The organism is Kribbella sp. HUAS MG21 (assembly GCF_040254265.1).
In the GTDB taxonomy this organism is placed as follows: domain Bacteria; phylum Actinomycetota; class Actinomycetes; order Propionibacteriales; family Kribbellaceae; genus Kribbella.
The window spans coordinates 6235135-6255192 of the sequence record NZ_CP158165.1 but is presented as its reverse complement, the minus strand read 5'-3'; the positions used below and the strand labels follow the sequence as shown (position 1 = coordinate 6255192).

General features: G+C 69.6%; 18 protein-coding genes. 10 read left to right on the top strand and 8 right to left on the bottom strand.

Annotated elements, in window-relative coordinates:
• The first annotated feature begins 47 nt into the window (after nucleotides 1–47).
• Nucleotides 48–848, top strand: a complete 801-nt coding sequence (locus tag ABN611_RS30235; protein WP_350275660.1) for a sensor domain-containing protein — start codon at nucleotides 48–50, stop codon at nucleotides 846–848.
• Between the two features lie 58 nt (nucleotides 849–906).
• Here the strand turns inward: ABN611_RS30235 and ABN611_RS30230 are convergent, their stop codons facing one another.
• From ABN611_RS30230 to ABN611_RS30220, 3 genes are all read right to left on the bottom strand, one after another.
• Entirely contained in the window at nucleotides 907–2505 is a 1599-nt protein-coding gene (locus ABN611_RS30230; protein ID WP_350275659.1) for a polyketide antibiotic transporter, read from the bottom strand.
• The gene (locus ABN611_RS30225) at nucleotides 2502–3416 is read right to left on the bottom strand and encodes an ABC transporter ATP-binding protein (RefSeq protein ID WP_350275658.1); all 915 of its coding nucleotides are present in this window, start codon (nucleotides 3414–3416) and stop codon (nucleotides 2502–2504) included. Before ABN611_RS30225 ends, ABN611_RS30230 begins: the two co-directional genes overlap by 4 nt.
• Before the next feature lie 82 nt (nucleotides 3417–3498).
• Nucleotides 3499–4179 carry a TetR family transcriptional regulator gene (locus ABN611_RS30220; protein ID WP_350275657.1) on the bottom strand — a complete coding sequence of 227 codons (681 nt, stop codon included), beginning with the start codon at nucleotides 4177–4179 and terminating at the stop codon, nucleotides 3499–3501.
• Between the two features lie 92 nt (nucleotides 4180–4271).
• Between ABN611_RS30220 and ABN611_RS30215 the strand changes: the two genes are divergently transcribed.
• The 4 genes from ABN611_RS30215 (at nucleotide 4272) to ABN611_RS30200 (ending at nucleotide 6544) form a co-directional block, all read left to right on the top strand.
• A complete protein-coding gene (locus tag ABN611_RS30215; protein WP_350275656.1) occupies nucleotides 4272–4826 on the top strand; it encodes a helix-turn-helix domain-containing protein in 555 nt (184 codons plus the stop codon).
• On the top strand, nucleotides 4819–5541 hold the full coding sequence (locus ABN611_RS30210; RefSeq protein ID WP_350275655.1) for an ABC transporter ATP-binding protein: 723 nt from the start codon (nucleotides 4819–4821) through the stop codon (nucleotides 5539–5541). Before ABN611_RS30215 ends, ABN611_RS30210 begins: the two co-directional genes overlap by 8 nt.
• Nucleotides 5538–6293 (top strand): ABC transporter permease, encoded by a 756-nt coding sequence (locus tag ABN611_RS30205; RefSeq protein WP_350275654.1) that lies wholly within the window; start codon nucleotides 5538–5540, stop codon nucleotides 6291–6293. Before ABN611_RS30210 ends, ABN611_RS30205 begins: the two co-directional genes overlap by 4 nt.
• A 101-nt stretch (nucleotides 6294–6394) precedes the next feature.
• Nucleotides 6395–6544 carry a hypothetical protein gene (locus tag ABN611_RS30200; protein WP_350275653.1) on the top strand — a complete coding sequence of 50 codons (150 nt, stop codon included), beginning with the start codon at nucleotides 6395–6397 and terminating at the stop codon, nucleotides 6542–6544.
• A gap of 1 nt (nucleotide 6545) precedes the next feature.
• Here ABN611_RS30200 and ABN611_RS30195 read toward each other — a convergent pair whose 3' ends face one another.
• From ABN611_RS30195 to ABN611_RS30180, 4 genes are all read right to left on the bottom strand, one after another.
• Nucleotides 6546–6833, bottom strand: a complete 288-nt coding sequence (locus tag ABN611_RS30195; protein WP_350275652.1) for a hypothetical protein — start codon at nucleotides 6831–6833, stop codon at nucleotides 6546–6548.
• A complete protein-coding gene (locus tag ABN611_RS30190) occupies nucleotides 6830–7546 on the bottom strand; it encodes a DUF2306 domain-containing protein (RefSeq protein ID WP_350275651.1) in 717 nt (238 codons plus the stop codon). The genes ABN611_RS30195 and ABN611_RS30190 overlap by 4 nt, the downstream gene beginning before the upstream one ends.
• Nucleotides 7543–8235, bottom strand: coding sequence for a hypothetical protein (locus ABN611_RS30185; protein ID WP_350275650.1), 693 nt, complete (start codon nucleotides 8233–8235; stop codon nucleotides 7543–7545). Before ABN611_RS30185 ends, ABN611_RS30190 begins: the two co-directional genes overlap by 4 nt.
• 114 nt (nucleotides 8236–8349) lie before the next feature.
• Nucleotides 8350–10992, bottom strand: coding sequence for a LuxR C-terminal-related transcriptional regulator (locus ABN611_RS30180; protein WP_350275649.1), 2643 nt, complete (start codon nucleotides 10990–10992; stop codon nucleotides 8350–8352).
• Nucleotides 10993–11353: 361 nt separating this feature from the next.
• On the opposite strand from ABN611_RS30180, the gene ABN611_RS30175 reads away from it, so the two are divergent.
• From ABN611_RS30175 to ABN611_RS30155, 5 genes are all read left to right on the top strand, one after another.
• Nucleotides 11354–15112 carry a S8 family serine peptidase gene (locus ABN611_RS30175; RefSeq protein WP_350275648.1) on the top strand — a complete coding sequence of 1253 codons (3759 nt, stop codon included), beginning with the start codon at nucleotides 11354–11356 and terminating at the stop codon, nucleotides 15110–15112.
• Between the two features lie 257 nt (nucleotides 15113–15369).
• The gene (locus ABN611_RS30170; RefSeq protein WP_350275647.1) at nucleotides 15370–16164 is read left to right on the top strand and encodes an alpha/beta hydrolase; all 795 of its coding nucleotides are present in this window, start codon (nucleotides 15370–15372) and stop codon (nucleotides 16162–16164) included.
• Nucleotides 16164–16997: an alpha/beta hydrolase gene (locus ABN611_RS30165; protein ID WP_350275646.1), complete on the top strand. Its 834-nt coding sequence runs from the start codon at nucleotides 16164–16166 to the stop codon at nucleotides 16995–16997. Before ABN611_RS30170 ends, ABN611_RS30165 begins: the two co-directional genes overlap by 1 nt.
• A 2-nt stretch (nucleotides 16998–16999) precedes the next feature.
• A complete protein-coding gene (locus ABN611_RS30160; RefSeq protein WP_350275645.1) occupies nucleotides 17000–17806 on the top strand; it encodes an alpha/beta hydrolase in 807 nt (268 codons plus the stop codon).
• Nucleotides 17803–18594, top strand: coding sequence for an MBL fold metallo-hydrolase (locus tag ABN611_RS30155; protein WP_350275644.1), 792 nt, complete (start codon nucleotides 17803–17805; stop codon nucleotides 18592–18594). The genes ABN611_RS30160 and ABN611_RS30155 overlap by 4 nt, the downstream gene beginning before the upstream one ends.
• Before the next feature lie 39 nt (nucleotides 18595–18633).
• On the opposite strand, the gene ABN611_RS30150 is transcribed toward ABN611_RS30155, so the two are convergent.
• Nucleotides 18634–20049, bottom strand: a complete 1416-nt coding sequence (locus ABN611_RS30150; protein ID WP_350275643.1) for an MFS transporter — start codon at nucleotides 20047–20049, stop codon at nucleotides 18634–18636.
• Nucleotides 20050–20058: the final 9 nt, after the last annotated feature.

Below are 20058 nucleotides of genomic sequence, written 5' to 3'. Positions count from 1 at the left end.
AGTCTGGTCGGCAGCGCCCGACCCATGCCTTGCCACCAGGAGACCCCATGACGAAGTCACTCAGAGCCGTCGCCTGCTCCGCGGTTCTCATGCTTGCGTTCACCGCCTGCTCCGGCGGAACCGACAGTGGCTCCCCGACGGCCTCTAGCACCCCGTCGTCCACACCGGCGCCTACCAGCACCACGCCGGCCACCGCGCCCAGCAGTACGCCCAGCAGTACGCCGCCGGCCGCTTCGCCGAGCGCCGTACCGTCCGCCGTACCGAAACGGACCGCGGCCCAGCTCGCCAAGGCGTTGCTGGTGCTGGCCGATCTGCCACCAGGCTTCTCGATCGAGAAGGACGCCGCGGGCGATGACGCCGACGTCACCGTCTCATCGAAGGACAGTCGCTGCGCCAAGCTCGTTGCCTTCACCAACGCCGACAACCCGCCCGGCTCGAAGGCGTCCGCCGGCCAGTCGTACTCCGGTGGCGCCCAAGGCCCGTTCATCGACGAGACCATCGACGCCATGGGATCACCGGCGGCTGCGCAGGCCTTGCAGAAGTCCTTCAGGCAGGCCGTCACCGCGTGCCGCACGATGTCCTTGAAGGTTCCGGGCGAAGGAACGTCACCGATCAGCGTTCGTGAGGTCTCCGCGCCGGACGTCGGCACCGATCCCGTGGCCGTCCGGTTCACGGCGACCGCGGGCCCGGCGCAGGGGTTCGAGGTCACCATGGTCACCGCCGCGGTCGATGACGTCGTCGTGGCCGTCACAGTCGTCAACGGACTGCCCGAAGACATCGAGGGTGCCAGTACGGCGGCGGTCGAGAAGGTCGAGGACACGCTCGCCGCGTCGACCTCCGGCACCTGACAGTGCCGGACCGCCGGACTCGGCGCTTCCTCTCGCGGGCAGCGCCGAGTCCGGCGTTTCAGGACAGCTCGAGATCCCGGTTGCGGAAGCCGATGCCTCCGGCAACTGTCAGGACCGCGGCGACGACGGTCAGGACGAGCAGCGGGAGTACCTCGATGCTCGACAGCGGCATGGCGGTGGTGTGGCCGAACGGGGACAGCTTGGCGAAGCCGTCAGGCAGGCCCAGCAGCGCACCGAAGAAGCCGAAGAAGAAGGCGTAGGCGACCACGAGCCAAGCCCAGCTCGACAGCCCCGGCCGGACGCCGAACAGCACCGCCGCAACGCCGACCACCACCAGGACCGCAGGGACGAAGGCGAGGGTAGCCACCGTCGCCTCGGCAAGCACACCGCTGTCCGATCCGCTCGTGACAGCGCCGAGACCGACGCCGAATCCGCTGAGGAGCAGCAGTACAACGGAGGCCAGCGCGGTGTACCCGAGCCACGAAGCGATCCAGCGACGGCGGCTGACCGCGGTGGCCAACGCTGCCTCGGCGTGACCGGTGCGTTCCTCGGACCTCAGGCGCAGTACGGACGTGACCGCGAACGCCGCGATCATCAACGCGAAGAACAACGCCATCGCGCCGAAGAAGCCATCCGTCGGATCCTGTCCGGCGGCGCGGAACACCTCACCCATCTCCGGGTTCTCGGCGACCGCCTCGGCCACCGAATCACTCAACGAACCGGTGGCCACGGCGAACACGAACAGCCCGCTCCCCCAGCCGATGAGGCTGGCCCGCTGCTGTCGCGCCGCCAGCCCGAGCGGCGTGGACAGCGACGGTGCCGCGTGCGCTCTTCCGAGCCTCGCCGGTAGCAGTCCGGCACCGACATCACGCCGTCCGGACAAGGCATAAGCCACGCCGACAGCAGCCACGACGAACGCGACCGGCAGCAGCAGCGGCCACCACCGCAGATCGACGAACGGACGCAGCTGCTGCGTCCACGCCAGCGGCGACAGCCACGACAGGAAGTTGCCGCCACGCTGCGACGCGTCCCCTACCGCTCGCAACAGGAACGCGGCTCCGACGACCGCCATCGCCAGGCTCGACGCCGACCGGGCGTGCTCGGTCAGCTGCGCGGTCACGGTCGCGACGCCGGCGAAGACCAGACCCGTCAGGCCCAGCCCGAGACCGACAGCGAACGAGTCGGCTGCTGACAGCTCACCGCTCATCAGGGCCAGCGCCGCCAGGACAGCGACGCCGGCGTTGGCGATGACCGCGACGACCAGCGCGGCCAGTGGTGCGGCGTACCGGCCGACGACGGCCGATCGGACGAGCTCCGCGCGCCCGGTCTCCTCCTCGGCGCGGGTGTGCCGCACGATCAGGAAGATGCTCATCATCGCGGCCGGTACGGCGAGCCACAGCACCATCTCGTTGGTGATCATCGCACCGAGGGTGTAGTTGTCCAGGCCGTAACCGGGGCCCGACATCATCGTCGCCGCGGGCGAATCCATCAGCCGTGCGCGGACCTGACGTTGCTCGGGCGTCGAGTAGACGGTCGGCAGCGCGTTGACGGCGTACAGCATGCCGAGGCCGATCGCGCCGACCCAGATCGGCAGCTTCACCCGGTCGCGGCGCAGCGCGAACCGGATCAGGTCGCCTGTCGCGGTGAAGTTCGTCATGACGCCACCTCGGCCAACTGGTCGCCGTACTGGCGCAGGAACAGCTGTTCCAGCGACGGCGGCGCACTCGTCAGGCTCCGTACGCCGAGACCGCCTAGCGCCCGCACTACCTCGGCGAGCTCGTCGTGGTCCACGTCGAACGTCACCGTCCCGTCAGCAGCGCGCAGGTCGTGGACGCCGGGCAGCGCGGCCAGCCGCTGCGTGTCACCGTCCAGCGTCACGGTGATTGTCGTACGGGTCAGATGCCGCAACTCCGCCAGCGTGCCGGACTGCACCGCGCGGCCCGCGCGGATGATCGTGACCGTGTCGCAGAGCTTCTCCACCTCCGCGAGGATGTGGCTGGAGAGCAACACCGAACGCCCCGCGGCCTTCGCCTCGGCGATGCACTCCTGGAACACCGTCTCCATCAGCGGATCGAGGCCCGAGGTCGGCTCGTCCAGCACCAGGAGCTCGACGTCGGCGGCCAGCGCCGCGACCAGCGCAACCTTCTGCCGGTTGCCCTTGCTGTACGTGCGTCCCTTCCTCGTCGGATCGAGCTCGAAACGCTCCAGCAGCTCGGCCCGCCGCGCCTTCGACGCGCCGCCGCGCAACCTGGACAGCAGATCGATCGCCTCACCGCCGGTCAGGTTCGGCCACAGGCTCACGTCGCCGGGCACGTACGCGAGGCGGCGGTGCAGCTCGACCGCGTCGTGCCACGGGTGCAGGCCGAGTACGTCGACGTACCCGGAATCGGCGCCGAGCAGTCCGAGCACGATCCGGATCGTGGTGGACTTGCCGGCGCCGTTGGGACCGAGAAAACCGGCCACCTGGCCGGCCTGGACGGTCAGGTCGAGACCGTCGAGTGCCTTCACCTGGCCGAAGGACTTGTGGAGTTGCTGGATCGTCAGAGCTGCGTTCTGGGCAGCAGTCATCGCTGAACCTCTTCAGAGTGAGTCCGGGGAGCGCCCCGGCGTGATGTCGTCTGGCAGCACCTGGAGACAGGCGCGTGTCCGGCTACGGTTTCGCGTCGCCGGCCGGCGGATCGCAGACGTACATCAAGTACTCGTCGAGCATCTTGCGGTCGACGAACAGCCCCTCCGTGAACACCTCGAGCGCCGGCAGCGTGATCTCGTCGGAGATCTGCCGCAGCTCCTTGCGGAAATCGTCGATCTCCCGGAACCCGGGGTGCAGCGAGACCCACAACAACAACGACCCCATCGCCTGCGTCGCCAGATACCGTGCGCGCGCCGCGGGATCCCGGCTCGGCCTGATCAGACCCTTCGCGACGCCGGCCTCGAGATACTCCAGCGCGTCGGCGCACATCCGCTCCATGAACGCCGTCGCGAGCTCGCCACCGGCCTGCAGGCTCCGCAACGAGTACAACGCCATCGGCGCGTACTCCTCCACCGCCGCCAGCTGCGCGATCGCCGCCGCCGGACCACCCGTCGCCGCTTTCAGCTTCTCCGACCGGATGACGTCCAGGACATACGCGTCACACGCGCGCCGCAGCCCGTCCTTCGATCCGAAATGGTGCACCACCAGGCCCGCGGTCACCCCGGCGTCCGCGGCCACCGCCCGCAGCCCCACCGAGAACCCGTCCCGCCCGTACCGCAGGATCGCGGCGTCCCGGATCCGCTCGACCGTCCCCTGCCCGGCCCTCTCGGCCGAGCCACCGGGTGCTGCGGTTGAACGCATGTTCAAACACTAAACGCATGTTCAATCGGCTGGCAAGCGTGGCGGCACCCAGGTCTTGCGAGGTTCGAATGTTAGTGGCTAACATTTGGTTCGTGGCGTCACGAGCCGAGAGGACCCGGGACCGGCTGCTGGCCGCGGCTCTGGAGCTGTTCGCGGAGCGGGGGTACGACGCGACGAGCGTGAGCCAGATCGCGGCGCGCGCGGGGGTGACCGAGGTGACGTTCTTCCGGCACTTCCCGGGCAAGGCGAGCGTGCTGGTCGACGATCCGTACGACCCGGCGATCGGCGTCGCGATCCGGCAGCAGCCGATCGGCCTCGATCCGATCAGCCGTGCGGCCCGCGGAATCCGTACGGCGTGGCAGCAGCTTCCGCAACCGTCGGTCGAAGAGGTCCGGATCCGGCTCCGCATCGTCGCGCAGACTCCCACCCTGCGCACCAGCATCGCCGGCGGAACCGCCGCGACGGAGGCGGTGATCACCGACGCTCTCACCGACGGCGGCACCCACCGCACGGAAGCACAGATCGCCGCTGCGGCAGTGATGGGCGCACTCAACACCGCCCTCCTCGCATGGAGCCTGACCGACTCCGACGACCTCGGGCAAGCGATCGAGACCGCTCTCGACGTCCTCGAGGCCCACCGTGACTGAACCCGCGCTGGACGCCCGAGGGCTGGTCCGCGGGTTCGACGACGGTACCGGCGTACGCGGTGTCGACCTCCAGATCGCGCCAGGTGAGATCCACGCACTCGTCGGCCTGAACGGCGCCGGGAAGACCACGCTGATGCGGCTCCTCCTCGGCATACTGAAACCGACCAGCGGAGCAGTCACCATCCACGGCCGCAGCCTCGACCGCACCGACTGGTCGACGGCCGGGCATCTGATCGACCACCCGCTGGCCTACCGCGAGCTGACCTGCCGGCAGAACCTGGTCCTCGGCGCCCGGCTGCACGGCGTCCCACCGGCCAGGATTCCCGGCATCGTCGACGCAGCTGTAGCCGAACTGCAGCTGACGCAGTACGCCGACCGCCGAGCCGGCAAACTCTCGCTCGGGAACAAGCAGCGGCTCGGCCTCGCCTCCGCGCTCCAGCACCACCCGCGGCTCATCGTGCTGGACGAACCCACCAACGCCCTCGACCCAGCCGGCGTGATCCTGCTCCGCGAAGCACTGCTGCGCCGCGCGGCCGCGGGCGCAGCCCTCCTGGTCAGCAGCCACCACCTCGACGAGGTCGCACGCATCGGCGACCGGATCTCGGTGATGAACGCCGGGCGCATCATCGGAGCTCTCGATCCGCACGGTGTCGACATCGAGCGGTCGTTCTTCGAGCTCGTCCACAGCGACCAGGACAACAAGGAACCAGCATGATCACCGGCCTCGTCGTCGAACTCACCAAACTCACGCACGCGGCCGTGGCGCGGGTCACCGGCGTCCTGATCGTGCTGGGCATCTCGCTGATCTGCTCCGCGATGCTGCTGGCGGTCGACACCGACGATCCGCAACTCGCCGCCAAGCTGGGCCCGTTGATCGACCCCGGCGGCTGGGTCGGCTACCTCACCGTCGCCATCCAGGTCACCGGCGCCGCCGGCCTCATCGGGTACGGCGTGGTGCTCAGCTGGCTGTTCAGCCGGGAATTCGCCGACGGCACCATCACCGGCCTGTTCGCGATCCCGCTCTCCCGCCGGACACTCGCCACCGCCAAGCTCACCGTCTACCTGATGTGGGGACTGGTCACCGCCCTCGCCCTGGTGCTCGCCCTGATCCTCCTCGGCCTGGCCGGCGGACTCGGCCCGATCCCGCCCGACGCCGCACCGGCGATCGGCAGACTGCTCGGCCTCTCGATCCTCAACCTCGTCATCGCCACCCCCGCCGCCTGGGCGGCAACCGTCGGCCGATCCGTGCTCGCCGGCATCGGGACCACCCTGGCCATCGTCGTCGCGTCCCAGGTGAGCGTGATCGCAGGCACCGGCGGCTGGTTCCCGTTCGCCGCCCCCGCCCTCTGGGCAATCAGCACCGGCATCACCGTCACACCCGCACAGCTCGCCCTCGTGGCACCAGTCGCCGCACTCGCCATCACCCTGACCCTCCGCTCCTGGCACCACCTCCAACTCGACCGATAGACAACACGTCGGCCCGTGCGTCAGCCTCGATGCCGCAGCCGATTCGTTAGAGACATGACAGAAACGCACACCTGCCGCGTTGGGAACCGTACGTTTGGCGGATGCAACTCGCCACAGTGCTTGTCATTGCGGCCTTGGTCATGGCTGCACTCGGCGTCGTCGCCGCTGTCCGCCACCGCTTGATCCTGTCGAGCGCACTCATCGTCGGCGGCCTCGTGCTCGGTCTCGGCAGCACGAGTTACCTCGACTGACTCACCGCCACCGTTCTGCGGCGCTGGTCGCGTATGGCATACCCGCGGCCGGTGTGTCGAGGATTCGGAGCGAGAGGAGGGTGGTGCCGAGGTCGCGGATCCGGTTGAGGATGCCGTGGAGCTGAGCCTGGCCGGAAACCGGCCCGCTCAGGGTCGTGGTGCCATCGGTGCGGCGGGTGAGTGTCAGGTCGCCGAGTACGGCGGACCAGTGGTCGTCGAGGTGTCCGGCGAGACAGAGTTCGTACGCCGTGACGTCCGGGGCGCGGGCAGCACCGGTCGTTGTAGTCATGACTGCACTGCTGCCCGTACGCGGCCGCGGTATGCGGGGCGGCGTACGGCCCATTCGGCGATGGCGAGGTTGATGACCCATCCGGCTGCCTTGAAGAGGTCGCCGCGAAGCTCGCCGGCGCCGAAGACGGCGCCGCCGACTCCTTTGGTGAACGCCTGGGTGCCGGCGCCGAGTCCGATCGCGTAGGCCCGGATCATCCACGCCCGGTGCGTGGCGATGTCGCGGCGTCGGATCGCCGCGAAGCCGAGCAGTAGGCACGCGGCCATCGCCGCCGAGAACACCAGCCGGAAAACGTACAACAGATCACCTGTGCCAGGCTGCGCTTCGTAGAACAGCGTCAGCCACAGCGCCGACGCGGCCACCGCAAGACCGGTGACAGCGGCGACGCGTCCGGCACGCCGGTGCCAGGCGCGGTGCCGACGCCGGATACGGGGCACGAACTGGAGCGCACCGAGGACTACGAAGACCGCGGCACCGGTGATGTGCATGACCAGCGCGGCCGGGAACCCGGTGAAGCGGTGGTCGGCGGGCATGACGTCCGGGCCGCCGGCGAGCTGGATGAGCCGGAACGTGCCGGCCGTCAGTGGGATCGCGGACAGGGCGACCAGTCCGGCCGGGACCGGCCAGCCCCGAGCCTGGTGCTGTCCGGCGGGGCGTGCGACGGCGTTCCGGCTGCGGCGTCTGCGCATCGAGGTCGTCGCCTCGGCGGTCATCGGACCGGGGTGGCGCTGATCTGGGAAGCAACCGCGGGCAGATTCGGCGCAGCGTCTCCCGCGGTGCGGCTGGTGCGCCACAAGGAGACCCCGAGACCGATCAGTGCGACGCCGGTGGGAACCGCCATCGGACGGTTGAAGGACTGCGGCAACACCGCGAGTGCGGCGGTCGAGACCGTGGCGACGGCGAGCAGGGCGCAGGCCCAGCGGGCCAGGACCCCGGCGCGGTACAGAGCGATGCCGAAGAGCAGGCCGCCGAGCATATAGCCGGCTCCGGAGAGGTTGAACAGGACCTGCATCCCGCCGATGTCACCCGTCGGGCTGCCGCCCGTGGCCGCATCGACGACGTCTTGAACGTAGCGCGGGTCCGACTTGCTGACTGTAGGGAGAACACAGGCCACGATGACCTGGACGGCGAACAGGGCGAGGTACCCGACGCCGAGCAGCAGGTAGCCGATCAGGCCGACGACGCCGAGCCGGTGGCGGCTGCGGAGGAACATGCCGGTGAAGCCGGCCAGCGCCAGGACGGCCATCACGGTCTTCGCGGTCTCACGGACAGCCATCTCGGTGGTGGCGATGTGTGCGACGTCTGCCGGTGGATGGTTGAGCTGGACACCGATGAAGATGGCGCCGGCAACGGCGGCAGCGGCCCCGGCTGACTTGGTGAGGCTGCTGGTGGTGATGGTCATGACTGGCTCCCTTGCGTCCTGTCGCCCGGGTTCCGGCGACAGTCAGGACGTTAGGAGCCGGTCCTGTGAGGCCACATCACATGACCATGTGATCGGGACTGTGATTGCCCGCGGCTACAGCAGTCCCAGGTCGCCGGCGCGTGTGACGGCGGCCCGTCGGGTGGTCACGTCGAGCTTGGTGAAGATGTGCCGGGTGTGGGTCCGGAAGGTGTTGATCGACAGGAACAACCGGCTGGAGATCTCGGGTCCGGTCAGGTCGGTCGCCAACAGCCGGAGTACCTCGATCTCCCGCTCGCTCAACGAATCCGGTCCCACCGGCCGCGCCGAGGCCTCACCGCGCATCCGGCGCAGGGCGTCGAGCAACGTCGTTGCCTCCGCGGCGGCCGGGAGGTCCTGCCGACCGGCCGCGACGCGGAGAAGATCCTCGGCCGGGGTTCCTTCGTCAAGGAACAGCCTGCGGTAGCCGGCCGGTACACCCGAGGTGAGCGCCTTGCCGAGATCGTCGAGCGCCTGCGTCCGGTCTCCGCCGGCATCGTAGGCAAGCGCGCGCAGCCACCGGGCCTCGATCACGCTGCCGTCCCGGTGCGCGGCCTCGGCCGACGCGAGGACACGATCGAGAACGCCGAAGGCCACGTCGATCCTGGCTCGACCCGCGCGATACTGAGCAATCAGCAGCCGGGCAAGGGTGAGCTGGTCGTACTCCGACAAGTAGGCGTCCGGGTCGCTGACCTGCGTAGCGCGCGCCCAGTCCGCAGCCTCGTCAAGGCGGTCCTGAGCGATCCGGATCCGGGCCCTGGCCGCCGGGACAGGACGTACGTCGGGATAGAAGCCAGGCAGGAACAACGGCTCGACTCGGTCTAGCATGTCGGCGGCACCGTCGAGGTCGCCGTGCGCGACCAGCAGGCCGGCCATGGCGGCGTACCAGCGATGCCGGTTCTCCAGCAGGGACGCCACGTCGCCGAGCTCGCGCGCAATGTCGAGGTGCTGCGCGGCCGCATCGAGGTGCCCTTGCTCGCGCAGGACGTCGGCGAGACCGACGTGCAGATCACCGACGGTGGGAAGCGCCGGGCCGCTGCGGTTCTCTGCCGCGTCCAGCGCGCGTTCGTACAACTGTCGCGCCACCAGCGGCCGTCCCCGCGCCAGCCACATGTTGCCCAGTACGACGGTGGCGCCCAGCTCGTCCGCCACCATCCCGGCCGCTTTCAGGCTCGCGACCGCTTCGGTGAACGTGTCGACCGCGGTACCGAGGTCGCCGGCGGCCCACGCCGCCAGGCCGACGAAGCCGGCCGCCGCACCGCGCGGGAAGTGGTCCTCCGGACCGGCAAGCTCGAGCGCCCGGCGGGCGCGGACGACCGTAGCCTCGACATCACCGCGAGCCTGAGCGACCGCGGCACGATAGACCTCGATCATGGCCGGCAGCCCGGCGATCTCGCGCTCGCGCTCCCGGGCCGCCGTAGCCAACCAAGCGGTCGACATACCGATCGCGGGATAGCTCGGCGCCGCGGTCTCGAGGCGGGTCTGCGCGGCGTCCAGCCACGTCTCCACCCCATCCACGTCGCCCTCGGCGAGCCGACTCCACCCAGCGAACGTGGCCAGCAGCGGACGCCGTCGTACGACGTCATCGGGCAAACAGCCCAGCCACTCACGCAGGAGTGCGTTCTGCCGGTCCTTCCGCGCCGCGGGCAGAGCCAGCTCGACCAAATCGGCGGTGTGCTCGACGTCGCCCGCCGATCGTGCGTGGTCGACGGCGCCCGTCAGCTCGCCCTGCTTGGCGAGCCATTCGCTGGCGGCCCGATGCAGCTGCGGCACTCGGTCCGGCTCCTCCCCCACCAGCCGTGCCTGCAATGCGTCCGCGAACAGCTGGTGGTAGCGGAACCACCGCCGCTCGTCGTCGAGCGGAATCAAGAACAGGTTGCCGCGGTCAAGCAACTCCAGCATCCGCGTCCCGTCGTCGCGGCCGGTCACCGCGTCACACAGCGACCCCGTGAACCGATCCAGGACCGAGGTATCGAGCAGGAAGGAGCGCACGTCAGCTGGCTGGGCGGCGAGTACCTCCTCGACCAGGTAGTCGAGAACGAATCGGTTGCTCCCACTGAACGCCTCGACGAACTCCTCGACTCCACGCGTCTGCGCGCTCCCGCTGCTGTGGCCGCGCGCAGACAGCGCCGCCAGCTGAAGGCCTGCCGCCCAACCCTCCGTTCGGGCCTCGAGCGCCTCGACCAGCTCTGCCCCCAGCCCCAGCCCCATCACCTGGTTCAGGAACTGCTCGGCCTCAGCAACAGTGAAGCGAAGATCGGCAGCGCGAAACTCCACCAGCTCACCCCGGGCACGCAGCCGCGACAACGGCAGCGGAGGGTCGGCCCTCGTCGTCATCGCCAACGTGACCCGCGGCGGCAAGTGATCCAGCAGGAACCTCACGGCCTCGTGCACCGCCGGATCGTCAGCGAGGTGATAGTCGTCGAGCGCCACCACGAACGAACCGGCGTACGCATCAAGGTCGTTGACCAGGCCGGCCAGCACATCCTCGACCACGAACCCACGATCGGTGTCCATCAACCCCACGGCCTCGGCTCCCACCTCGGACGCCGACACCTGGATCGCAGCCACCAGATCATGCAGAAACTGCCGCACATCAGCGTCCGCCGCATCCAGAGACACCCAAGCGACACCCGCCGCGTCACCCCTGCTCGCAGCAGGGTCCGAGCCCAGCCACTGCACCAGCAACGTCGTCTTCCCGAACCCCGCCGGCGCCGACACCAGGACAAGCCGAGGTGCCGCCCCACCTCCGACCCGCGCAAGCAACCGAGCCCGCGCGACCAACCGCCGACGCGGCGGCGGAACGTGCAGCTTGGTACCCAGAACAGCCATGCACTCCCAGGGACCCCGGTGCGCGGTCCGGTTCCCCCATCCCCCTCAGTCGGCACGCGGCCAACCCATGATCGCTGATGCCGACCGAAAGATGGAAGCATCCACCAAGAAAGTCAGCCCGCTGGTGCACGGACAGACTGCGTGCCCATTCTTGCCAAATCTCGGCGTCGCTGGCGAAAACGGGCAATTCGTTTACACCTGTCCCCCGGTGCTGATCAGATTCGGTCACCCAGACCACCGAGAGGACACCATGCGTTCTTCTGCCCGTCGGCTGCTCGTGCCGGCCGCTGCGCTTCTCCTGGTCGCCGGTCTCGCCACTCCGACGACGGCCGGCGCCGAACCTCCCCCACCACTCCCCACCGCCGGCGGCGCGGCCGCGGCAGGGGGTACACCCGTCGATCTCACGCTCATCACCGGCGACAAGGTCACGGTCGCGCGCGGTCCCGGCCGCGCCGTGTCGGTGCAGGCCGTCGAACGCGCTCCGCGATCGAGCGGCCCGGTACGAGTCAAGGTCGAGAACGGCGACACGTTCGTCTACCCGGGCCCCGCGATGCCGTACCTGGCCACCGGGCAGCTCGACAAGCAGCTGTTCAACGTCAGCGAGCTGGTGGCTCAGGGGTACGACAACGCCCGGAGCAAGGACCTCCCGCTGGTCGTCACGGGCTCGCCGGGCGTGGCCGCCAAGTCCGCGCGCCGCTCGGCGCTGCCGGGCACGACCACCACGTTCGACCTGCCGTCGGTCGACGGCGCGGCCGTCAAGGCCGAGAAGGCGGAAGCAGCGGCGCTCTGGTCGGCGCTGACCGGACGGAGCGGTCCGCGAGCGAAGTCGAGCACCGCCGCGGCGCCCTCGTTCGCGGCGGGGATCGGCAAGGTCTGGCTCGACGCCAAGGCGCAGACGATGCTCGCTGACACCACTGCACAGATCGGAGCGCCCGCGGTGTGGGCAGCGGGCGTGACCGGCACAGGCGTGCGGGTCGCCGTGCTGGACTCCGGTGTGGATCCGGGGCACCCGGACCTGGCACCGCGGATCGTGGCGACCAAGAGCTTCGTGGCCGGTGAGGACGTCGTCGACCGCAACGGTCACGGCACCCACACCGCGTCGACCGTCGCAGGTACCGGCGCGGCCTCGGACGGCAAGGAGCGCGGCGTCGCACCGGACGCCGATCTCATCGTGGGCAAGGTGCTCGGCGACAGCGGCTCCGGCCCGATCTCCGGCATCATCGCCGGGATGGAGTGGGCGGCGCGGACCGAGCACGCCAAGGTGATCAACATGAGCCTGGGAACGCCGGCCTGGCACGCCCAGGACGATCCGCTGAGTCAGGCCGTGAACAAGTTGAGCGCCGAGACCGGTGCCCTGTTCGTGATCGCGGCGGGCAACTCGGGGAGCAGCCCGTACAGCATCAGCTCACCGGGTACCGCGGACGCCGCCCTGACCGTCGGCGCGGTGGACGGTTCGGACCAGCTGGCCGACTTCTCCAGCGTCGGCCCGCGGCTGATGGACGACGGCCTCAAGCCCGACCTGACCGCACCCGGCGTCGACGTCCTGGCCGGGCGGTCGCAGTACATGAACGACGGCGGGGATGGCTACTACCGGACCGACAGCGGTACGTCGATGGCGGCTCCGCACGTCGCCGGTGCGGCCGTCCTGCTCGCCGCGCAGCACCCGGACTGGACCGGGCAGCAGCTCAAGGACGCGCTGATGAGCACCAGCAAGCTGACGCCCGCGTACACGCCGTACGAGGCGGGGACCGGGCGCGTCGACGTCGCGGCGGCCTCGCTGCACGGGCAGCTCATCGCCTCCGGATCGGTCGACGCCGGGCTCGTCCAGTGGTCGCCGAACCCGGTCCGGACGCCGGTCAAACGGCAGATCAGCTACCGCAACACCACGGACAAGCCGCTCACGCTGCGGCTGTCCACCGACCACGCCGAAATCTTCCGCCTCGGCGCGACCCAGGTGACAGTGCCCGCGAACGGCACCGCCGCGGTCGATTTCACGGCGGACCCGAACGGCCTGGCTCCCGGCCAGTACGCCGCCCAGGTCCTCGCGACCACCTCGACCGGCTCCGTGCACACGGCCGTCGGGCTGGCCGTCGAGCCGAAGAAGTACAACCTGAACGTCCAGCTGAAAGACCGGACCGGCAAGCCGGTCAGCGGTGAGGTCGAGATCACCGGCGCGGACGGAAAGTCCACCGTGCTGTGGGCCGCGGACGGCAAGCTCACCAGCCGTTGGGCGCCCGGCTCGTACACGATCATCTCGACGCTGGACGTGCCCGGCAGCAACGGTCCGCACTCGCTCGGCCTGGCCTTCCTGACCGCGCCCGAGGTCGACCTGACCGCGGACCGGACCGTCGTGCTGGACGCGTCGCGGAGCCGTCCGATCAAGGTCGACACGCCCAAGCCGACGACCGTCACCACGAGCAGGTTCGACCTCTTCCGGTCCTTCACCTCGGCGCAGCCGACGCCCGACGACAGGTCGGCGCTGCACGAGATCTTCATGCCGCCGCCGGACTACGACAGCTTCTGGGCGCTGCCGACGAAGAACGCGGTCCGCACCGGCAGCTTCGTGCTGACCACCCGGTTCCGGGCTGAGCAGACGCCGCTGACGATCAGCTACGACGGCCGCAGCCACGACGACTCGCTGCTCGTCCAGCCCGGCTCCCCGGCGTTCCACGCCGGCACGAAGCGCGTCACGGCCGTCTTCGCCGGCACCGGCACGCCCGCTGAGTACGCCGCTCTGGCCGCGCGTGGCAAGGCGGTCGTCGTCCGCAACAGCATCGACGTACCGCCCGCGGACCGGGCCGCCGCGGCGCACGCCGCCGGTGCGGCCATGCTGCTCGTGGTCAACGACGGCATCGGCCGCTACAACGACTGGTACGGCGGAGCCGACGGCCAGACCCTCGGCCCGATCCCGACGGCGTCGCTCACGCTCGCCGACGGCGAGGCCCTGATCAAGAAGCTCAGCACGCGCCGGACCGAGCTGACCTTCGCGGCCAACCCGGTGCCGTCGTACCTGTACGACCTGGTCGACTACCACCAGGGCAAGGTCCCGGACGACCCGTCCGCTGCCACGGACCCCGGCAGCCTCGCCCGGATCGAGAACGACTTCGCTCCCACCAACGGGCAGCGAGTCCTGGAGAGTCGCGAGGACAGTCCGGCGTACGAGTACTTCCCGGCCGCGTTCCCGTACGCCGTCTTCGGGTCGATCCGGGCGCCACGGTTCCCGGCGAAGCCCGCGGTGGGACACCGGACGGACTGGGTGTCGGCGGGCGCGAAGTGGCAGCAGTACGCCTCGATCAACGGCTGGGCGACGTTCACCGACATCACGAGCTACCAGCCGCGCAGCGTGCAGAGCCACCGGTGGTTCGGTCCGATCGTGCGGCCGCGGATGCTCGAGTTCGAGCTCCCGCACCGGGTCGGCAATGCGATGGGCGGCATGATCGCGGGGTTCGGTGACGGCGGGTCCGCGCACAGTGGCGACGCCCTGATGACGCGCGCCTTCGCGCTGTACCAGGGCGAGGAGAAGCTGGTCGGGAACGGCCCGCGGCCGGACTTCGGTGTGGGCGGCCTGGCGCCGGAGAAGCGTCCGTACCGGCTGGTGGTCGACACTGTCGGGAATGCAGAGCTGACGCCGTACTCGACGAGCACGCACACCGAGTGGAGCTTCACGTCCGAGGAGGCGGAGAACCAGCCGCTGCCGCTGGCCCAGCTCGACTACGGCGTGGACGTCGACCCGGCCGGGCGGGCGAAGCGGAACTCGGTCTTCGCGGTCAAGCCGGTGGTGCTGGGCAGCAGTGCCCGGCAGGACGCGGTCGTCGCGGTCGGGCTGGAGGTCTCGTACGACGACGGGGCGAGCTGGCAACGGCTGCAGCTCAAGGAGCGCAAGGGCAGCTGGGAGACGCGCCTGCAGGCACCACCGCTGGCTGGGCACGTGTCGGTGCGGGTCACGGCCAAGCAGCGCAACGGCGGCGGCATCAGCCAGACGATCATCCGGGCCTTCGGGCTCAGATAATGCGGGCGGGCGGCCGGCGGACGCCGGTCGCCCGGTCTCCTGTTGGGTCGACCTCCACGTCAACCGTCTGGTCGCGGCAGTGTCAGAAAGCAGGGTCTGAGCCAGCTGAACTGTGCACACACGGTCTAGAGCCGTGCAGGCACGTCCTAGGGAGAGTGGGCTCCGGCCAGCTAGGTTTTCGGCCAGCAGGCGCCCCACTGAAGCGATCGCCGTCATCCCAATCAACGTTTGCGTTCGATCGGCTCCAAGGAGACGAGATGTTCCTGCGGAAGTGGCCTGTTCCCCAGCTCCTGATCGCGGTCGCGCTGGTTTTCGGCCTGGCCGGGTCTGCCTCCGCCACCGGTGACCGCGGCCCCAAGCCGACCGTCGTGCTCGTGCACGGGGCGTTCGCGGACGCGTCAGGATGGAACGACGTGGCCCGCAGCCTGCAGCGCAAGGGCTATCCGGTACTGGCGCCGGCGAACCCGTTGCGCGGCGTGGACTCCGACAGCGCGTACCTGCGCAGTGTTCTCGCGACGGTGCCTGGCCCGATCGTTCTGGTCGGCCACTCGTACGGCGGCTTCGTCCTCACCAACGCCGCCGGCGGCAATCCGAACGTCAAGGCGCTGGTGTACATCGCTGCCTTCGCCCCGGACTCCGGCGACACGGTCGGCGGGCTGTCCGGCCGGTTCCCGGGCAGTCAGCTGAGTCCGGCCGCTCTGGACTTCCGTCCGTATCCGGGCGGCGTTGACGGATACATCAAGCGGGGTCTCTTCCGGGAGGTCTTCGCGGCCGACGTCTCACCGGCCGCCGCCGCGGCGATGGCCGGCAGCCAGCGGCCCGCGGACATCGGAACGCTCGACCAGCCGTCCGGCGTACCGGCATGGAAGACCATTCCGTCCTGGAGCCTGGTCGCCACGGATGACCGGGTCATTCCGGCCGCGGCACAACGCTTCATGGCGCAACGCGCGGGAGCCCGCACGGTCGAGGTGAAGGCGTCGCACGTCGCGATGATCTCGAAGCCTGCCTCGACGATCGACCTCATTCTCGACGCTGCGAAGGAGACCTCCTGATGCCCTACATCACCACCACGGACAACGCGCAGATCTTCTACAAGGACTGGGGATCCGGCCGTCCCGTCGTACTCAGCCACGGCTGGCCGCTCAATTCCGACAGCTGGGAAGCGCAGGCGCTCTTCCTGGCGTCCAACGGCTACCGCGTCATCGCCCACGACCGCCGCGGGCACGGCCGCTCGACCCAGACGTGGGACGGCAACGAGATGGACACCTACGCCGACGATCTCGCCGCGGTCATCGACGACCTCGACCTGCACGACGTGACCCTGGTCGGATTCTCCACCGGCGGTGGAGAGGTCGCCCGGTACCTCGGGCGGCACGGCACCGGCCGGGTCGCGCAGGTGGTGCTCGTGTCCGCCGTTCCGCCGTTCATGCTCAAGACCGGCGACAACCCGGACGGCGTACCGATCGAGGTGTTCGACGGGATCCGCGCCGGTTCCCTGGCCGACCGCTCGCAGCTGTACCACGACCTGGCCGACGGCCCGTTCTTCGGCAACAACCGCGACGGCGCGAACGTCTCGGCAGGCATCCGGGACGCGTTCTGGCTGCAGAGCATGGCGGCCGGGCACCGCAACGCCTACGAGTGCATCGCGGCGTTCTCCGCCACGGATTTCCGCGGCGACCTCGACACGATCGACGTACCGACGCTGGTCATCCACGGCGACGACGACCAGGTTGTGCCCTTCAGCGTCGGCGGCCAGGCCTCGGCCGAGCGGATCAAGGGAGCCAGGTTGGTCACCTATCCCGGTGCGCCCCACGGCATCACCGACACCCACAAGGAGCAGCTCGGCAGCGACCTCCTCGCATTCCTGAACGAGAAGGAGATCTGACCATGGCTCCTGACACCATCGTCCTGGTGCACGGCTTCTGGGTCACGCCCCGCAGCTGGGAGAACTGGATCACGCACTACGAACAGCGCGGATTCCGGGTGCTCGCCCCGGGCTACCCGGGCTTCGAGGTCGAGGTCGAGGCGCTCAACGCCGACCCGACACCGATCCTCAAGCTGACGGTTCCGGAGATCATCGAGCACTACGAGGCGGTGATCCGCGAGCTCCCGGCGCCGCCGATCATCATCGGTCACTCCGCCGGCGGGGCCTTCACCCAGATCCTGCTCGACCACGGCTTCGGCGCGGCCGGAGTGGCGATGAACTCCGCCCCCACCGAGGGCGTCCGCGTCGTACCGCTGTCGCAGGTCAAGTCGACCTTCCCGGTACTGAAGAGCCCGGCCAACCGGCACAAGGCGGTGCCGCTGTCGTTCGAGCAGTGGAAGTACGCGTTCACCAACACCTTCACCGAGGAGGAGTCGCGCGCGCTCTACGACAGGTACGCCGTCCCGGCCAACGGCGGCATCCTGTGGGGCAGCGTGCTCGCAAACTTCCAGCCCGGCCACCAGGACACCTGGGTCGACTACCACAACGACGCCCGGCCGCCGCTGCTGTTCGTCTCGGGCTCCGAAGACCACATCATGCCGCCCGAGATCCAGCGGTCGAACGCCAAGCACTACAAGTCCGACACCGTCACCGAGGTCAAGCAGTACGACGGTTACGCCCATCTGCTCCCGGCCCAGGACGGGTGGGAACGGATCGCCGACGAGGTCCTCGACTGGGCGCTCGAACACGCCGCGGCTGCCAAAGCGTGAGCGACGCCCGGATCACCCACATCGGCGGTCCCACCGCACTGATCGAGGTCGAAGGCTGGCGACTGCTCACCGACCCGACCTTCGACCCGCCCGGCGGCCGCTACTCGTTCGGCTGGGGCTCGACCTCCCACAAAGAGACCGGGCCCGCCGTTCCCGCCGCGGAACTACCGCCGATCGACGCGGTCCTGCTCACCCACGATCACCACGGCGACAACCTCGACAACGCCGGCCGCGCGCTGCTGCCCAGCGCCGGCACCGTCGTCACAACGATCGCCGGAGCGCACCGCCTGGCAGGCAACGCCGTCGGTCTGTCACCGTGGGCAGTCCACTCCTTGAGCAAGCCCGGACTGCCCACCTTGCAGATCACGGCAACACCTGCTCGCCACGGTCCCCCGCTGAGTCGACCCATCACCGGTCAGGTCACCGGCTTCGCGCTGAGCTGGGAGGGCCAGCAACACGGCGCCTTGTGGATCTCCGGCGACACTGTGCTGTACGACGGTGTCCGGCAGGTCGGGGAACGAATCGACGTCGGCACCGTCCTGCTCCACCTCGGCGCCGTGCAGTTCGGCATCACCGGTCCCATTCGCTACACGATGTCCGGACGCGACGGCGTCGAACTCTGCCGGGTCCTGCAACCCCGAACCGTCCTCCCGGTCCACTACGAAGGCTGGCGCCACTTCACCCAAGGCCGCGACACGATCGAGGACGCCTTCGCCACCGCACCAAGCACCATCCAACGAAGCCTGACCTGGCTCCCGATCGGCACACCCCACAACCTGACCGTCTGACAGGGCAACGACCTCCTGCACGATGCCGACGTGGTCCGTTCAGGCCAACTCTCGTTCCCGCCCTGCGTATCCGGTGGCCGCGACGACCAGGCCAAGGACGGCGAGGACGCCGACGACCGTGAACGCGGCGTGGAAGCTGTCGAGTTCGGAGCCCGTGACGAGGACCGTCGTCACCGCGGCGACCCCGGCCGCGCCGCCGATCTCGCGCGACGTCTCCACGAGGCCGGACGCGAGCCCAGCATCCGATCGCGACACCCCGGACAGGGCACCGAGCTGCAGAGCGGGCCCACAGAACCCGAAGCCGACCCCGGCGAGCAAGAAGGCCGGCAGCAGGTCCGTGACGTAGCCGGCGTCCCGTGGGACCCTCGCGAGCCAGAACGCGCCGACGGCGACCAGCGACAGACCGATGATCAGCAGCGTGCGGCCCCCGACCCGGCCGACGAGCCGCGTGCCCGTCATCGCCGTCACGAAGATGGTGGCGGTGGTAGCCAGCCACGCCAGGCCGGCGATCGCCGGTGAGTAGCCAAGCACTTGCTGCATCAACAGCGAGCCGATGAAGATGAGCGCCAGGAGCGCGGAGAACGCGAGGAAGGCGGTCAGGTTCGCGGCCGCCCGCGTGCGGTTCCGCAACATCGCGGCGGGCACGAGCGGAGCAACCGCACGTGCTTCGATCCGGACGAACACTGCCAGCAGCGCAACGGCCGCGATGAACAAGGCCAAGGTGGACCAGGTGAACCAGCCGTGGCTCGCAGCGTGGTGCAACGCGTAGACGAACGCCAAAAGGCCACTCGTCACCGTGACGGCTCCGGCGACGTCGAGGCGCGAGGCGCGCTCGTCGGGCCGATCCCCTGGCAGGAACATGAGGGAAGCCACGAACAGCGCTGTCCCGACCGGCACGTGGATGAAGAACGCCCAGCGCCAGCCCAAACCGGCCGCGAGCACGCCGCCTCCGACGACCCCTGCCGACGCGGCAACACCGTCGACAGCTCCGAAGATGCCCACCGCGCGGTCGCGTTCAGGTCCTTCGGCGAACGTGACGGCCAGCAGCGACAGCGCCGCTGGCACGATGAGGGCCGCACCGAGTCCTTGCACACCACGCGCCACGATCAACAGAACGGCGTACTCTGCGATCCCTGCCAGTAGCGAAGCACCTGTGAAGATGGCAATGCCGGTCAGGAAGACGCGTCGCTGACCGAACTGGTCCGCTATCCGCCCGGCAAGCAGGAGGAATCCGCCCAGGAGCAGGCCGTACGCCACCACCACCCACTGCAGCGTGCCGTGATCGACACCGAGGTCGTGCTGGATCGAGGCCAGAGCCACGTTCACGATGGCCACGTCGATGCCCACGATTGCCACGGCGGCGCAGGCCAAGGCGAGCACCAACCCTCGTCTGGCCCGCGTCGCCGGAGAGCGCTCGCGAGGCGTGAAGTTCCTGTCGATCGCCTGGTTGGACATGTCTGGTAC

Bases quoted from the DNA above. Each gene is read 5' to 3' on its own strand.
- ABN611_RS30185 (WP_350275650.1), bottom strand. From the start codon at position 8,235: ATGACCATCACCACCAGCAGCCTCACCAAGTCAGCCGGGGCCGCTGCC.
- ABN611_RS30175 (WP_350275648.1), top strand. From the start codon at position 11,354: ATGCGTTCTTCTGCCCGTCGGCTGCTCGTGCCGGCCGCTGCGCTTCTC.
- ABN611_RS30160 (WP_350275645.1), top strand. From the start codon at position 17,000: ATGGCTCCTGACACCATCGTCCTGGTGCACGGCTTCTGGGTCACGCCC.
- ABN611_RS30195 (WP_350275652.1), bottom strand. From the start codon at position 6,833: ATGACTACAACGACCGGTGCTGCCCGCGCCCCGGACGTCACGGCGTAC.
- ABN611_RS30150 (WP_350275643.1), bottom strand. From the start codon at position 20,049: ATGTCCAACCAGGCGATCGACAGGAACTTCACGCCTCGCGAGCGCTCT.
- ABN611_RS30225 (WP_350275658.1), bottom strand. From the start codon at position 3,416: ATGACTGCTGCCCAGAACGCAGCTCTGACGATCCAGCAACTCCACAAG.
- ABN611_RS30220 (WP_350275657.1), bottom strand. From the start codon at position 4,179: ATGCGTTCAACCGCAGCACCCGGTGGCTCGGCCGAGAGGGCCGGGCAG.
- ABN611_RS30200 (WP_350275653.1), top strand. From the start codon at position 6,395: ATGCAACTCGCCACAGTGCTTGTCATTGCGGCCTTGGTCATGGCTGCA.
- ABN611_RS30165 (WP_350275646.1), top strand. From the start codon at position 16,164: ATGCCCTACATCACCACCACGGACAACGCGCAGATCTTCTACAAGGAC.
- ABN611_RS30230 (WP_350275659.1), bottom strand. From the start codon at position 2,505: ATGACGAACTTCACCGCGACAGGCGACCTGATCCGGTTCGCGCTGCGC.
- ABN611_RS30205 (WP_350275654.1), top strand. From the start codon at position 5,538: ATGATCACCGGCCTCGTCGTCGAACTCACCAAACTCACGCACGCGGCC.
- ABN611_RS30190 (WP_350275651.1), bottom strand. From the start codon at position 7,546: ATGACCGCCGAGGCGACGACCTCGATGCGCAGACGCCGCAGCCGGAAC.
- ABN611_RS30235 (WP_350275660.1), top strand. From the start codon at position 48: ATGACGAAGTCACTCAGAGCCGTCGCCTGCTCCGCGGTTCTCATGCTT.
- ABN611_RS30170 (WP_350275647.1), top strand. From the start codon at position 15,370: ATGTTCCTGCGGAAGTGGCCTGTTCCCCAGCTCCTGATCGCGGTCGCG.